The sequence below is a fragment of the Sneathiella chungangensis genome (assembly GCF_009882935.1).
Lineage (GTDB): Bacteria > Pseudomonadota > Alphaproteobacteria > Sneathiellales > Sneathiellaceae > Sneathiella > Sneathiella chungangensis.
Window position 1 is genome coordinate 929599 of the sequence record NZ_WTVA01000001.1, and the last position, 15472, is coordinate 945070.

Sequence of the window (15472 nt, forward strand, 5' to 3'; positions counted from 1 at the left end):
CTCTCCTACATTCTAAAGAGGCCGAATTTTGTCGGCTCGATGGGGGCGTTGAGGGAGGCCGAAATGCCAAGGCCCAGAACCATCCGGCTTTCCGCCGGATCGACAATACCATCATCCCAGATGCGCGCGCTCGCAAAATAGGGATGCCCCTCCTTTTCGTACTGCGCTTCTACCGGCGCCTTGAAGGCGGCTTCCTCCTCCGCGCTCCAGGTTTCGCCACGCGCTTCCATGCCGTCGCGCTTGACGGTGGCGAGCACGGCGGCGGCCTGCTGCCCGCCCATAACGGAAATGCGCGCGTTCGGCCACATCCAGAGAAGGCGCGGGCTATAGGCGCGGCCGCACATGCCATAGTTACCCGCCCCGAAGGAGCCGCCGAAAATCATCGTGAATTTCGGCACCTTGGCCGTGGCGACCGCCGTCACGAGCTTGGCGCCGTCCTTGGCGATACCGCCTGATTCATATTTCTGCCCGACCATGAAGCCGGTAATATTCTGCAAGAAGACAAGCGGGATATTCCGCTGGCAGCAAAGCTCGATAAAATGCGCGCCTTTAACGGCGGATTCCGAAAAGAGGATGCCGTTGTTTGCCACGATACCGACCGGATAGCCATGGATATGGGCAAAACCCGTGACCAGGGTCGTTCCGTAATTTTTCTTGAACTCCTCGAACTCGGAGCCATCGACGACGCGGGCGATAATCTCCCTCACATCGAAGGGCGTGCGCATATCCTTCGGGATCAGACCATAAATTTCCTTCGGATCGTAAAGCGGCGGCCTGGGGCTGCGAACCTCAAGCGGCATGGGTTTCGGACGATTGAAACCCGCCACGCAGCTTCGGGCAATCTGCAACGCATGCAGGTCATTTTCGGCCATATGGTCAGTGACGCCGGAAATGCGGGAATGAACCTCCGCCCCGCCCAGATCCTCCGCCGAGACAACTTCGCCGGTTGCCGCCTTCACCAGCGGCGGACCGGCAAGGAAGATGGTGCCCTGATTGCGGACGATAATGCTTTCATCGCACATCGCCGGAACATAGGCGCCGCCGGCAGTGCAGGAGCCCATCACCACGGCAATCTGCGGAATGCCAAGCGCCGACATATTTGCCTGATTGTAGAAGATGCGGCCAAAATGCTCACGGTCTGGGAAAACATCCTGCTGGTTGGGAAGGTTCGCCCCGCCGGAATCCACAAGATAAATGCAGGGAAGATTGTTTTGCAGCGCCACTTCCTGCGCCCGGAGGTGCTTCTTCACCGTCAGCGGATAATAGGTCCCGCCCTTTACCGTCGCATCATTGCAGACCACGACGCATTCGCGGCCCTCGATGCGTCCAATCCCGGTAATCACGCTGGCGGAATGGATATCGCCGCCATACATGTCCCAGGCCGCCATCTGGCTGAATTCCAGAAAGGGTGAACCGGGATCAAGGAGCTTGCGCACCCGTTCGCGCGGGAGCAGTTTGCCGCGTGAGAGATGTTTCTCGCGCGCGCGTTCGCCGCCGCCCTGCTTGACGATGGCGACCTTTTCCTTCAGATCCTCAACCAGCCCCGCCATATGCGCGGCATTGGCCTTGAAGTCATCACTCCGGGTGTTGAGACTGCTTTTCAATACGGACATCTAGTTCACTTTCCTTCAGAGTGCACTTAAATCGATAGCTTGGCGAACGTCGCCCTATGTGTTACGGATTCGCTTCCAAACAAGAACCAAAAAAAGGAGCCATGAATGGCCTATAATCCATTTGACCTGACCGGGAAGGTCGCCCTCATCACAGGCGGAAACGGGGGCATTGGCCTTGGCATGGCAGACGCCATCGCCCAGGCGGGAGGCGATATTTGCATCTGGGGCACGAACGAGACCAAAAACGCGGCCGCCGTCGAAAAGCTGAAGGCCCACGGCACCCGCGTCTCCTCGCTTCTTTGCAATGTTGCGGATGAAAAGGAAGTTCAGGACTGCTTTGCCGAGACGCTGTCGCAATTTGGCCGCGTCGATGGCTGCTTTGCGAATGCGGGCGTCAGTTCGGGCAAGAAATCCTTCCTGGATATCGATGATGCGGAATGGCACCGCGTTCTCAATATCAATCTCGATGGCGTCTTTTACACCTTCCAGGCAGCGACGAAACATATGGTGGAGCGCGCCGAGAACGGGGATCCGGGCGGGCGCCTCATCGGCACAGCCAGCCTCGCGGCCATCTCCGGCGCCGCACGGAACGAACATTATGCCGCGACCAAGGGCGGCGTGATTTCCATGATCCGGGCGCTGGCGGTCGAATTCGCCGGCAAGGGCATCACGGCCAACGCCATCCTGCCCGGCTGGATCGAAACCGCGATGACGGAAAATGCCATCGCCTGGCAGAAATTTTCCGATGCGGTGAAGCCGCGCATCCCGGCGCGCCGCTGGGGCCAGCCCGAGGATTTCGGCGGCATGGCCGTCTATCTGATGTCGGACGCCAGCGCCTATCACACGGGCGATACCATGCTGATCGACGGCGGCTATTTCCTCTTTTAGGCCGATCACAACTCCCGGCTCCGCCAGGGCGGGGCCGGAACCATCAAATTTCTGCGCCCCCATTTGCATCACCAGCCCCCTCTCGTCAGCCATTCATCGAGTTGGCCAACCCGATCCGCGCCCCAGAAGCGTTCCCCATCCACGATGAAGAAGGGCGCGCCGAAGACTTTCTTCTTGAAAACCGTCTCCTCAACCGAGGATTTGAACTCCGCCTTGATCTCGTCCGCCTGCACAGCCCCCATAAAGGCGGCGCGATCCAGACCTACTTCCTCCGCGATGTCGGCCACAATCGCGATATCGGAAATATCCTTGCCCGAGACGAAATAGGCGGCGAAAACGTTCTTCGCAAACTCGACGGCTTTTTCCGGGTCCTCCCGCGAAATCCAGAGAAACCCGCGGGACGCGCCCAGGGTCAGCTTCGGGAAGTCCGCCGGCATGACGAAGGGGATTTTGTGATAGCGGGCGGTGCGGTCGAAATCCATCCGCGAATAGTCCCCCTTCAGCGGATATTGCGTGAGCGGAAAGGTCTTCTCGCCCTGCATGGCAATGCCCAGCATGAAGGGATGCCAGACAACCGCGCGCCCATGCTTCTCGGCGACCGGCCCGATCACATGGCTGCCGAGATAGGCATAAGGCGAGGAAAAATCGAAATAAAAATCTATCGGGCCCGGCATCGTCATGCTCTACGCCGCCGCCAGGTTACGGGCGATGACCAGCTTCTGGATGTCCGACGTGCCCTCATAAATCTGGCAGACCCGGACATCACGGTAGATCTTCTCGACCGGGTAGTCCGCGATATAACCATTCCCCCCGAGTGTCTGGATCGCGCCGGAGCAGACTTCCTCCGCCATTTCGGAGGCGAAGAGCTTGGCCATGCTGGCCTCAGTGAGGCAGGGTAGCCCCGCGTCTTTCAGGCTGGCCGCATGCAGCACCATCTGCCGCGCCACCTCCAGCTTGGTTGCCATATCCGCGAGGCGGAAGCCAACCGCCTGATGCTCGATAATCGCCTTTTCAAACGACTGGCGCTCCTTCGCATAGGCAATGGCATGGGCAAGGGCGGCCCCGGCCATGCCGACGCTTTGCGCGGCGATGCCGATACGGCCTGTTTCCAGATTGGCGAGCGCGATACGATATCCCGCCCCTTCCGGCCCCAACATATTCGCCGCCGGGATATGCACATCATCAAAGGCGATCTGGCAGGTATCGGAGGCTTTCTGCCCCAGTTTCTTCTCGATTGAAACGACGCGATATCCCTCACTGATCGTCGGCACGATGAAACAGCTGATCCCCTTCTTGCCCGCGTCGGGGTCGGTCACCGCGAAAACCAGCGCGACATCCGCCGTCTTGCCCGAGGTGATAAACTGCTTGGTGCCGCTTATGACATAATGATCGCCCTCTTTCCGCGCCCGGGTGCGAAGCGCCGAGGCATCCGATCCCGCCTGCGGTTCGGTCAGGCAAAAGGCGCCCAGTTCCTCACCTTTGGCAACCGGGACAAGGAAGGTGTTTTTCTGCGCTTCCGTTCCCTCTTTCAGGACGGCCGCGCAATAGGGCGAGTTATTCACGCTCATCACGGTCGAGAGGGCGCCGTCGCCGGCGGCAATTTCCATCAGCGCCAGCGCATAGGAAACGTAATCCGCCCCGGCCCCGCCATATTCTTCTGGCACGGTCATGCCCATCAGGCCGAGTGCGCCCATCTCGTTCAAAACACCGCGCGGAATGGACGATTGTTCTTCCCACTCGACAGAATTCGGGGCCAGACGATCTTGCGCAAAGTCACGCGCCATGTCGCGGATCATGGTCTGCTCTTCAGTTAAAATCATCCGGCTCCCTCCCTTCCGTTGCTTGCGCGTTTAGTTGACGAGTTCGAGCGCCATTGCCGTCGCTTCGCCGCCGCCGATGCAGAGAGAGGCAACACCGCGTGTCTTGCCGTATTTCTGCAGGGCAGAGAGGAGCGTGACAACGATCCGCGCCCCCGAAGCACCAACCGGATGGCCAAGCGCGCAGGCACCACCATGCACATTGACCTTCTCATGATCGAGGCCAAGGTCCTTCATCGCCGCCATGGTGACGACAGCGAACGCTTCGTTAATCTCGAACAGATCAACATCGTCTTTTGTCCAGCCGACCTTGTCCATCACCTTCTGGATCGCATCGATCGGCGCCATGGTGAATTCGGACGGTTTGCGGGCATGGGTCGAATGGGCGAGGAATTTCGCAATCGGCTTCAGGCCGCGCTTCTTTGCCTCGCTCTCCCGCATCAGGACGAGCGCAGCACCACCATCAGAGATGGATGAACTGTTCGCCGCCGTTACTGTCCCGTCCTTCGCAAAGGCGGGCTTCAGGGAAGGAATTTTGTCCGGGTTGCCTTTAAGTGGCTGCTCATCCTTGTCGATGGTCACGTCGCCCTTGCGGGTCTTGACGGTCACCGGCGTAATTTCCGCGGCAAAAGTCCCATCTTCCGTTGCCTGTTTCGCCCGCCGCAGCGATTCAATCGCATATGAATCCTGCGCTTCCCGGGTAAACTGGTAAAGACCTGCCGTTTCCTCAGCAAAGCTGCCCATCAGGCGGCCTTCCTCATAGGCATCCTCCAGACCGTCCAGGAACATATGGTCCTTCACCTCGCCATGGCCCAGCCGAAGGCCGGTCCGCATTTTCGGCAGGATATAGGGGGCGTTGGTCATGCTTTCAAATCCGCCCGCGACAACGACATTGTTGCTGCCGGCCATCAGCGCGTCATAGCCATACATCGCCGCGCGCATGCCGGAGCCGCACATCTTGTTGACGGTGGTGCAGCCGACACTGTCGGGGATGCCCGCGCCGAAGGAGGCCTGGCGCGCCGGCGCCTGGCCGAGACCGGCGGGAAGAACGCAGCCCATGATCACTTCGTCAATATCGGTTCCGGTGACCCCGGCGCGGTCCATCGCCGCCTTGATCGCAACGGCGCCCAGTTCGGGGGCCTTGACCTCTGAAAGGTCGCCCTGGAACCCGCCCATTGGCGTCCGTGCCATACCAACGATGACAATTGGATCTTCACTCATTTTTTTCTCCTTATCATTTATCGAAGATGTGCCTTCGTGAACTTAACTTGTTTCATCAAAGAGTTCGCGCCCGATCAGCATCCGCCGAACTTCGCTGGTACCCGCGCCAATTTCATAGAGTTTGGCATCGCGGAGCAAACGTCCCGTCGGATATTCGTTGATATAGCCATTGCCGCCCAGCGCCTGGATCGCCTCCAGCGCCATCCAGGTGGCCTTCTCCGCCGCATAGAGGATCACCCCGGCGGCATCCTTTCGTGTCGTCTCGCCGCGGTCGCAGGCCCGGGCAACGGCATAGACATAGGCCTTGCAGGCATTCATGGTCGAATACATGTCGGCGATTTTACCCTGCATCAGCTGGAAGGTGCCGATGGGCTGGCCGAATTGTTCGCGGTCATGGATATAGGGAATGACCGCGTCCATGCAGGCCTGCATGATACCGAGCGGACCGGCGGAAAGCACGACCCGCTCATAGTCAAGGCCACTCATCAGCACCCGGACACCCTCGTTAAGCGGCCCGAGAATATTTTCCTCCGGCACCTCGCAATCCTCGAACACCAGTTCGCAGGTGTTGGAACCGCGCATACCGAGTTTGTCGAGCTTCTGCGCCGTGGAAAAGCCGGGGAATCCCTTTTCAATGATGAAGGCGGTAATGCCGCGCGGCCCGGCGTCCGGCACCGTTTTCGCATAGACCACCAGCACATCGGCGTCGGGCCCGTTGGTGATCCAGAATTTATTGCCGTTCAGGATATAGCGATCGCCCTTTTTGTCGGCGCGAAGCCGCATGGACACAACGTCCGACCCCGCCCCCGGCTCGCTCATAGCAAGGGCGCCCACATGATCCCCGCTGATCAGCTTGGGAAGATATTTCTGCTTCTGCGCGGCGTTGCCGTTGCGGCGGATCTGGTTGACGCACAGGTTCGAATGGGCGCCGTAGGAAAGCCCGACCGAGGCCGACGCCCGGCTTATTTCCTCAACGGCGATACAATGCTCGAGATAGCCCAGCGCCGATCCGCCATATTCCTCCTCCACCGTAATGCCGAGAAGTCCGAGATCGCCCATCTTCTTCCACATATCCATCGGGAACTGGTTCGTCGCGTCGATCTCGGCGGCCCGCGGCGCAAGTTCCTCCTGCGCGAAGCTCGCGACCGTATCGCGGAGCATGTCGGCGGTTTCGCCAAGACCGAAATTCAGACCGGGAAAATGAATTGCTGACATCGTTTTTCCTTACCTTCAAACAAGATTGAGTTGCTGGCTGATGGATACGCGACGGGCCCAGCAGGATTAATATGGCGCGGCAACGCATTCATGTCGATACCACGTCACGCCCAAAGTTCACCTGATCCGATTTTCCCGTCAGGCACATCATCGTAAACAGTCCCGTGAGGCAATGCCTCCTCTCGCCGCTTTCTTCCGCATAGGCGTCCGCCTGGCAGACAAAAAGCGTCTTTCCGGCTTTGACGACCTGCGCCCGCGCCCGCAAGCGCGTTCCTTGCGCGGGGTTCAGAAAGTTCACCTTGAACTCCGTCGTCAGAACGGTACTGTCCGGCGGATAAAGGGAGTAGCAGGCATAGCCGGCCGCAGAATCCGTGAGCGCCGAGACAAGGCCGCCGTGGAAAAACCCATGCTGCTGCGTCAGGCCCGGACGTCTCTCGAGCGCGAGTTCGCAAAGCCCCGGCTCCAGCCGGTCGATCCAGGCCCCGATGTCCGCCATATAGGGCTGGCGCGCGAAACTGTCTCGCACGACATGGTCATAATCCGGATTACGCGGCTTGAAGTCTGCCAACATGTCCCGTTCCCGCTTTATGAACCGTTTGCATCCTCTCACCGCAGCCGGTTCTACCTGTTATTTGGCTGGAATATAAGGAATTTATGTCAATAGATAAAATCATTTGTTTCGATCATAACTATTGATATCATCTATAGCATGGATATTTACCAGCTCAGATATTTTCTCGCCATCGTCGAGACGAACAATTTCTCCCGTGCGGCGGAACGCGCCTTCGTTAGCCAGCCAACCCTGTCGGCGGGCATCAAAAAGCTGGAGACGGAACTCGGTACGCCGCTCTTCAACCGCGATGCCCGGAAAATTTCCCTGACGGAGGCAGGTCGCCGTTTCCTGCCCCATGCGCGGACCATTATCTATGAATGCAATGCCGCGAAATCGGACATCGTACGCAAAAGCCCGGTCCGGCGATTGCAGCTTGGCCTGTTGCGCAGCGCGCCTAGCGCGCGCGTCGCCGCCCTTCTCGACGACTTTGGCAAAGCCCATCCGGACATCCAGATCTCCATCAAGGACGGATCGACGGCGCAGCTCCAACGCTGGCTCGACGAAGGGCGCATCGATGTCGCCCTCTCGGTGACACCGGATGCCGAAAGCAACACGGAATTTGTGCAGCTTTATAAATGGAAATACATGGTTGCCGTTCCCTCGGGCCATTCCTTTTCCGGCAGGAACGCCATTCCGCTAAAGGAGCTCGACCGGCTCGATTTCCTGCATCGCACCCATTGCGAGGCGGAAACGGAACTCACCCGCATGTTCGCGAGCGCCGGCGTCAACCCGCATATCATTTTCCGTACAGACCAGGACGAGAAGGCGCTGGCGTTCGTCGGCGCGGGCCTTGGCCTTTGCATGATGCCCGATATCCTGAACGCGCCCGGCGTTACGCTTCTGCCCGTGGAGGGGATTAATATCTACCGCACGATCGGCCTTGTCTGGCGGGCAAAAGACGAAAACGATCTTATCCGCTCCTTCCAGATGTTCGCGGTCAGCCATGACTGGTATCCCGAACGGGCGGGCAGCAAAAATCTCGACTGGGCGCGCTAGGCGGCTTAAATCAGCACGAGGGTCGCGAGGCCGAGGAAGGCGACAAAGCCGACGATATCCGTTACCGTCGTCACGAAGACGCTGGAGGCGATGGCCGGGTCGATATTCATCTTGTCGAGCGTGACCGGCACCACCATTCCCGCGATGCCAGCCACGAGAATATTCACGATCATCGCCAGCGCGATAATGGCGCCGATTTCCGGATCGGCAAACCAGGCCCAGGCGATGCCGCCGATCAGCACCGCGAAAACGCAGCCGTTCAGAAACGCGACCATCGCCTCTTTTCGCAATATCCGGAGCACGTTGGCGGCGGTAAGTTCCTTCGTCGCCAGCGCCCGCACCGCCACGGTCAGGGTCTGGGTGCCCGCGTTGCCGCCCATGCTGGCGACAATCGGCATCAGGACGGCAAGCGCAATAATCGCCTCCATCGTCGCATCGAAAAAGCTGATCGCGACGGAGGCGGCAATGGCCGTCAGCAGGTTGACGAACAGCCAGAGGAAGCGCGCGCGGGTTGTCGAATAGACGCTGCCGAACAGGTCGTCCTCCGACACGCCGCCGAGCCGGAGGATGTCTTCTTCCGCCTCTTCACTGATAACATCGACGATATCGTCAACCGTGATCACACCGATCAGCGCGCCGTCATCGTTCACCACGGCCGCGGAAGCGAGGCGGTATTGCTGGAAGAGATAGGCGACGTCTTCCTGGTCCATATCGACCGGGATGAGCTTCTGCTCCGTATCCATGATATCGCGTACGAGGACATCGCGCTTGCTCCGCATCGCGCGGTTGAGCGGGACCGTGCCAATCGGGTGGTGACGCGGATCGACCACGAAGATTTCGTAAAATTCATCCGGCAAGTCTTCGGTATCGCGCATGTAGTCGATGGTCTGACCGATGTTCCAGTATTCCGGAACGGCGATCAGGTTGCGCTGCATCAACCGGCCGGCGCTGTCCTCACCGTAGGAGAGGCCTTCCTGCAGGGCGGCGCGGTCATCCGGCGGGATCTCGTTCAGGACCTCGCGCTGCTCCTCCTCCTCGAAATTCTCGAGAAAATCGACGGCGTCATCGAGTTCGAGCTCATTGAGGAAGGCGGCAATCTCCGCCGGCTCCATTTCATCGACAAGATGGTCCCGGACATTCTCGTCAAGAGCCGAATAGACATCGGGTTCCAGACGCCCTTCCATGATCTTGAGGAACGGCAGGCGCAGCTTCGGCTTGAGCTGTTCGATCAGGTCGGCGACGTCGGCGGAATGCCAGTCCTCCAGCTTTTCATGAATGAAAAGCGCGTCGTCGCGCTCGACCGCGTCCTGGATTTCCTGGACGATTTCGTCGCTCAGCCCATAGGTCGGCGTGGCGCTTTCTTCCGCGAGAGCGACGTCATCCTCGGTCTTTTCCGTTGCATCGGACATAATCAACCTTCATCTATAAGACGTTCTCTCCGCGCGACGGGTCCCGGCATCATTTTGCCCGCCTTGTGGTCCTGCGCATCCACCGCCGCGATTGCCGTCATGTTGACGAGGCCCCGCACCGTAATTGAGGCGGCGGTGACATGCACCGATTTTGACATGCCGATCAATATCGGGCCGACGGCAATTCCGTTGCCGATGCTCTTAGCAATATTATAGCTGATATTCGCCGCATCAAGATTAGGCATGATTAAAAGATTGGCTGCCCCCTGCAGGCGGGAGTTCGGGAAGATCGCCTCGCGGATCGCCGGGATCAGGGCCGTATCCGCCTTCATCTCCCCTTCGATCTCGAGTTCCGGCGCCAGCTTCTCGATAATCGCGAGCGCTTTGCGGGCGTTCCGGGCCGAGGGCATGTCGGTCGAGCCGAAATTGGAATAGGACAGCAAGGCCGCCTTGGGTTCGATTCCGAAGCGCCGCACTTCATCGGCGGAGAGGATCGCGAGTTCGGCCAGTTCCTCCGGCGTATGTTCGTGGCTGATCTGGGTATCAGTGAAAAAGAGCGTCCGGTCAGGCATGATGAGAAGATGCAGCGCCGAGGCATCACGGACCCCTTCGCGGAACGGGATAATGTCGGAGACGCGGCGGTAATGCTGGTCATATTTGCCGAAGGTGCCGCAAATCATCGCATCCGCATGTCCGAGATGCACCATCATCGCGCCGATGATTGTGGTATTGGTGCGGATGCGCGCCTTCGCCGTCTCCACATCGACGCCGAAGCGTTCGCGGAGCTTGTGATAGGCCTGCCAATATTCCCGGTAGCGCGGATCGTCTTCCGGATCGACAATCTCGAAATCAATACCGGGCTTGATCCGGAGGCCCAGCTTTTTCACGCGATATTCGATGACCTTCGTCCGGCCGATGAGGATGGGCGATGCCAGCCCTTCGTCCACCACCGTCTGCGCCGCCTGCAGGACCCGCTCCTCCTCGCCTTCGGCATAGGCGACATGCATGAGTTCCTGGCGCGCCCGGTCGAAGAGGGGTTTCATGACGAAGCCGGTCCGGTAGACGAAATGCGAAAGGCGCTGGTGATATTTCTCAAGATCGTCTATCGGGCGCGTCGCGACGCCACTGTCCATCGCCGCCTTGGCAACCGCGAAGGAGACATGCAGATACAGGCGCGGATCGAAGGGTGTCGGGATCAGATAATCGGGCCCGAAGCTCGCCTGCGTACCGCCATAGGCTTTGGAAACGATATCCGACTGCTCCGCCATGGCAAGATCGGCGATGGCCTTCACCGCGGCGATTTTCATCTCCTCATTGATTTCCGTCGCCCCGACATCGAGAGCACCCCGAAACAGATAGGGAAAGCAGAGGACGTTATTCACCTGGTTCGGATAGTCCGACCGGCCCGTCGCGATTATCGCATCCGGCCGCACGGCCTTTGCTTCTTCGGGCAAGATTTCCGGCGTCGGATTGGCGAGCGCCAGGATGATCGGCTTGTCCGCCATCGTCGCCACCATCTCGGGCTTGAGCGCGCCGGGTCCGGAACAGCCGAGGAAGATGTCCGCGCCATGCATGGCGTCGGCCAGCGTGCGTTTGTTGGTATCGACGGCGAAGACGGACTTGTAGGGATCCATTTCCACCTTTCGCCCCTCATAGACCACGCCGTGAATATCGCAGACGATGATATTCTCTTTCGGAAGGCCGAGGCTCACCAGGAGATTGAGGCAGGCGAGCGCCGCCGCACCAGCACCGCAGGTCGTCAGCCGTACTTCCTTGATATCCTTCTCGACAACCCGAAGCGCGTTATAGACGGCGGCCGCAACACAGATGGCCGTGCCATGCTGATCGTCATGAAAAACCGGGATATTCATCCGCTCGCGGCAGAGCTTCTCGACGACGAAGCATTCCGGCGCCTTGATATCCTCAAGGTTGATGCCGCCAAAGGTCGGCTCCATCGCGGCAATGATATCGACGAGTTTTTCCGGGTCCCTTTCGTCGAGCTCAATATCGAAGACGTCAATTCCAGCGAATTTCTTGAACAGGACCGCCTTTCCCTCCATCACCGGCTTGGAGGCCAGCGGCCCGATCGCGCCGAGACCAAGAACCGCCGTCCCGTTGGTGACGACGCCAACCAGATTGCCCCGCGCCGTCAGCTCGGCCGCCTGCACAGGATCATCGGCGATGGCAAGGCAGGGATGCGCCACGCCCGGTGAATAGGCAAGCGCCAGGTCGGTTTGCGTATCCATCGGCTTGGTCGGCATTATCGTCAGCTTTCCGGGTTTCGGAAACCGATGATAATCCATCGCTTTTTCAGAAATGTCCTTTGTCATGCTTCCCTGCTCTCCTGAATAAAACCAGTGCCTGCATGTACACGATGACAATACCCGGCACCACCATAAATACAGTAGCGGCATCAATATTTTAAGGGAATACGAGAACGCCCCTATACCACCCTATCATAGCGCAGTTGGGGAAAGTTTCATGAAATTGTTATGGAATATTTCCAGGCTGCCCCTGAGGGGGAGGAAAAAATGGTGCGGTCGAGAAGACTCGAACTTCCACCCGTGTTACCGGACAGCGACCTCAACGCTGCGCGTCTACCATTCCGCCACGACCGCACAATGGATCAGGGGAATAACAAATGTTTACACCCTGCGCAACAACTGAATCGCTATTTCCGCGAATTAAAATTCCGGGAGGTTTCTTTTCACGTTATCGGTAATGGAAATACCGATGTTATCGTCGACAATAATGATGCCGCCATAGGCAATCGGCTTGTTGTTGGCGAGCACGATCGCGTCATCCTCGGCGCCGGCGTCCAGTTCGATCACCGCGCCGCGCCCCATTTTCAGAAGCTGATGAATAGGCATGATGGCTTTTCCCAGAACTACCGAGATTTCAACATCAACGCCTTCAATTGCCTTGTCTTCGTCGCTCATCGCCTTCAATCCTGTGGCCTCTGACACTGCCAGTATGACGGATCAGGGTTAACAGGGTATTAATGGACCAGGGCTCCGGGAAATATTGCTGTTTTGCCCGAAACTGCTATATAGCCTTCATGCAGGAAATTGAATGGAAAATCTCCGACGATCTGGTGCCCTATGAGGAGGCTCTCGCGCTGATGGAGGCCCGGGTCGCCGCCATCCGGGAGGGAACCGCGCGGGAGCTTGTCTGGCTGCTGGAGCATCCGCCGCTCTACACCGCGGGGACCAGCGCCGATACGGCGGATCTGAAGGACCCGGAGCGTTTCCCCGTCTATAACGCCGGACGCGGCGGCCAATATACCTATCACGGTCCGGGGCAGCGCATCGCCTATGTAATGCTGGACCTCAAGAAACGGGGGGCAGATATCCGCGCCTATGTCCAGGACCTGGAGGATTGGGTCATTGACGTACTGGCGCAATATCAGATCAAGGGCGAGAAGCGATGTGAGCGTGTCGGCGTCTGGGTCGACCGGGGATTTCGCGAGGATAAAATCGCCGCGATCGGCGTGCGCGTGCGCCGCTGGGTGAGCTTTCACGGCATCTCCATCAACGTCGACCCGGATCTCAGCCATTATGAGGGGATCGTGCCCTGCGGGATCGCCGAACATGGGGTGACGTCTCTCGTCGATCTGGGACTCCCGGTCAGCATGGCCGAGGTCGATACGGAACTGAAAGCCGCCTTCGAGCGCGTATTCCTTAAAGACGGCGACCTCGGAAAACTTGTGCCCGAGGCCGCCTGAGGCTTATTCGAATTCCAGAATAACGTCGTCCACGGCCAGGATATCGCCGGCGCCCGCCTTCACGGCGGAAACCACACCATCCTGCTCGGCGCGAAGAATATTTTCCATCTTCATCGCCTCGACCACGGCGAGCGCCTGTCCGGCCTTGACTTCGTCGCCCTCCGAGACATTGACGGCGACGATCATGCCCGGCATCGGACAGAGGAGGAACTTGGACATATCCGGCGCGACCTTGACCGGCATCAATTCGGCGAGCCTGGCCGCCTCCGGGGTGCGAATGGCAAGGCTGACCTCCGCCCCGCCGTGGGTCAGGCGGACGCTGCCGCGGAAAAGACCCAGCTGGGCGATCATCTTGACGCCGTTGACCTTGGCCTTGACGCGGCGCTTGCCCGGAGCCCATTTGGAGCGAATGGCGATGACACGATCCCCGATGGTGACGTCGATCCCGCCCTTGGCATCCTCGACGGAAATTTCGACGGATTTCTCCTTGCCCTCGGAGACAACCCATTTATCGGCGGTCTTTGCCACCACATTCTTGAGGGACCTGCTCGCCGCGCGAAGATGGACCAGCGCGGCAATCGCCACGAGATTTTCGTAAGTCTCATCGTCAAGCGGCGCGCCGTGGAAGCCATCCGGATATTCCTCGGCGATAAAGCCAGTGGTCAGCTTGCCCGCCTTGAAGCGCGGATGGTTGCAGACCGCATTCAGGAAATTGATGTTATGGGCGATGCCGCTCACCTCATAGGCATCGAGCGCCCGGCCCATTTCCGCAATCGCCTCATCGCGGTCCTTGCCGTAGGTGACCAGCTTGGCGATCATCGGATCATAGAACATGGTGATCTCGGATCCTTCGGTGACCCCCGTATCGACCCGGACATTCTCGCCCTTGGGCACTTTGTAGCGGCTCAGGCGCCCAATGGAGGGCAGGAAGCCCCGGTAGGGGTCCTCCGCATAGAGGCGGCTCTCCAGAGCCCAGCCAGTGAGCTTGATATCCTCCTGCGTCATCGCCAGCTTCTCGCCATAGGCAACGCGGATCATCTGCTCGACAAGGTCAATCCCGGTGATCAGCTCCGTCACCGGATGCTCCACCTGCAGGCGGGTATTCATTTCCAGGAAATAGAAGCTCTTGTCGCTGCCGACGATGAACTCGACCGTCCCGGCGGAGTGATAATCCACTTCCTTCGCCAGCGCGACGGCCTGCTCGCCCATGGCCTTGCGCAGCTTCTCGTCGACAAAGGGGCTCGGCGCCTCCTCAATGACTTTCTGGTGCCGCCGCTGGACGGAACATTCCCGTTCCCCCAAATAGAGGCAATTGCCATGCTTGTCGGCCAGCACCTGAATTTCGATATGGCGCGGATCGACGACGAATTTCTCGATAAAGATCCGGTCATCGCCGAAGCTGCTGATGGCTTCGTTCTTGGCGGACTGGAATCCCTCGCGCGCTTCCTCGTCGTTATGGGCAATGCGCATGCCCTTGCCCCCGCCCCCGGCGGAGGCCTTGATCATGACCGGATAGCCAATCTCCTTGGAGATCTTGACGGCATGCGCGGCGTCGGTGATCAGGTCCATATGTCCCGGTACCGTGTTCACCCCGGCGGCATGCGCGAGTTTCTTGGACGCGATCTTGTCGCCCATGGACGCAATCGCTTTCTTGCCCGGGCCGATAAAGGCGATTCCCGCCGCATCGAGCGCGTCGGCGAAGGTCTGGTTCTCCGACAGGAAGCCATAGCCCGGATGCACGGCCTCGGCGCCGGTTTCCTTGCAGGCATTGATGATCTTCTCGATCACCAGGTAACTCTCCGCGGCGGCGGCCGGACCGATATGCACGGCCTCATCGGCCATCTGCATATGCACGGCGCCGTCATCCGCATCGGAATAGACCGCCACGGTCTTGATGCCCATCGCCCGGGCGGTACGGATAACACGGCAGGCGATTTCGCCGCGGTTGGCTATCAGGATCTTTTTGAACATTGTTT

General features: G+C 59.2%; 13 protein-coding genes and 1 tRNA gene. 3 read left to right on the forward strand and 11 right to left on the reverse strand.

Features of this window, described 5'->3' with window-relative positions; translation table 11 throughout:
* Positions 1-5 precede the first annotated feature (5 nt).
* A complete protein-coding gene (locus tag GQF03_RS04715) occupies positions 6-1613 on the reverse strand; it encodes a carboxyl transferase domain-containing protein (protein WP_161338005.1) in 1608 nt (535 codons plus the stop codon).
* A gap of 105 nt (positions 1614-1718) precedes the next feature.
* Here GQF03_RS04715 and GQF03_RS04720 point away from each other — a divergent pair, with 105 nt between their 5' ends.
* On the forward strand, positions 1719-2501 hold the full coding sequence (locus GQF03_RS04720; protein WP_161338006.1) for an SDR family NAD(P)-dependent oxidoreductase: 783 nt from the start codon (positions 1719-1721) through the stop codon (positions 2499-2501).
* A 68-nt stretch (positions 2502-2569) separates the two neighbouring features.
* Here the strand turns inward: GQF03_RS04720 and GQF03_RS04725 are convergent, their stop codons facing one another.
* The 5 genes from GQF03_RS04725 to GQF03_RS04745 form a co-directional block, all read right to left on the reverse strand.
* Positions 2570-3181 (reverse strand): 2-hydroxychromene-2-carboxylate isomerase, encoded by a 612-nt coding sequence (locus GQF03_RS04725; protein ID WP_161338007.1) that lies wholly within the window; start codon positions 3179-3181, stop codon positions 2570-2572.
* Between the two features lie 3 nt (positions 3182-3184).
* Entirely contained in the window at positions 3185-4321 is a 1137-nt protein-coding gene (locus tag GQF03_RS04730; RefSeq protein ID WP_161338008.1) for an acyl-CoA dehydrogenase family protein, read from the reverse strand.
* A gap of 30 nt (positions 4322-4351) precedes the next feature.
* Positions 4352-5539: an acetyl-CoA C-acetyltransferase gene (locus tag GQF03_RS04735; protein WP_161338009.1), complete on the reverse strand. Its 1188-nt coding sequence runs from the start codon at positions 5537-5539 to the stop codon at positions 4352-4354.
* Between the two features lie 42 nt (positions 5540-5581).
* The gene (locus GQF03_RS04740) at positions 5582-6754 is read right to left on the reverse strand and encodes an isovaleryl-CoA dehydrogenase (RefSeq protein ID WP_161338010.1); all 1173 of its coding nucleotides are present in this window, start codon (positions 6752-6754) and stop codon (positions 5582-5584) included.
* Between the two features lie 88 nt (positions 6755-6842).
* Complete coding sequence (locus tag GQF03_RS04745) at positions 6843-7325, reverse strand: PaaI family thioesterase (RefSeq protein WP_161338011.1); 483 nt, start codon at positions 7323-7325, stop codon at positions 6843-6845.
* Between the two features lie 138 nt (positions 7326-7463).
* On the opposite strand from GQF03_RS04745, the gene GQF03_RS04750 reads away from it, so the two are divergent.
* Positions 7464-8363 (forward strand): LysR family transcriptional regulator, encoded by a 900-nt coding sequence (locus tag GQF03_RS04750; protein WP_161338012.1) that lies wholly within the window; start codon positions 7464-7466, stop codon positions 8361-8363.
* Between the two features lie 5 nt (positions 8364-8368).
* Here GQF03_RS04750 and mgtE read toward each other — a convergent pair whose 3' ends face one another.
* The 4 genes from mgtE to GQF03_RS04770 all read right to left on the reverse strand — a co-directional run bounded on the left by mgtE (position 8369) and on the right by GQF03_RS04770 (position 12711).
* Positions 8369-9772 (reverse strand): magnesium transporter, encoded by a 1404-nt coding sequence (mgtE, locus tag GQF03_RS04755; protein WP_161338013.1) that lies wholly within the window; start codon positions 9770-9772, stop codon positions 8369-8371.
* Positions 9773-9774: 2 nt separating this feature from the next.
* Positions 9775-12102, reverse strand: a complete 2328-nt coding sequence (locus tag GQF03_RS04760; RefSeq protein WP_161338014.1) for an NADP-dependent malic enzyme — start codon at positions 12100-12102, stop codon at positions 9775-9777.
* Between the two features lie 202 nt (positions 12103-12304).
* Positions 12305-12390 (reverse strand) — tRNA-Leu (locus GQF03_RS04765).
* Positions 12391-12456: 66 nt separating this feature from the next.
* Complete coding sequence (locus tag GQF03_RS04770; protein ID WP_161338015.1) at positions 12457-12711, reverse strand: FliM/FliN family flagellar motor switch protein; 255 nt, start codon at positions 12709-12711, stop codon at positions 12457-12459.
* 119 nt (positions 12712-12830) lie between these two features.
* On the opposite strand from GQF03_RS04770, the gene lipB reads away from it, so the two are divergent.
* Complete coding sequence (gene lipB, locus GQF03_RS04775) at positions 12831-13496, forward strand: lipoyl(octanoyl) transferase LipB (RefSeq protein WP_380742597.1); 666 nt, start codon at positions 12831-12833, stop codon at positions 13494-13496.
* Between the two features lie 3 nt (positions 13497-13499).
* Here the strand turns inward: lipB and GQF03_RS04780 are convergent, their stop codons facing one another.
* Positions 13500-15467, reverse strand: a complete 1968-nt coding sequence (locus GQF03_RS04780) for an acetyl-CoA carboxylase biotin carboxylase subunit (protein WP_161338017.1) — start codon at positions 15465-15467, stop codon at positions 13500-13502.
* Positions 15468-15472: the final 5 nt, after the last annotated feature.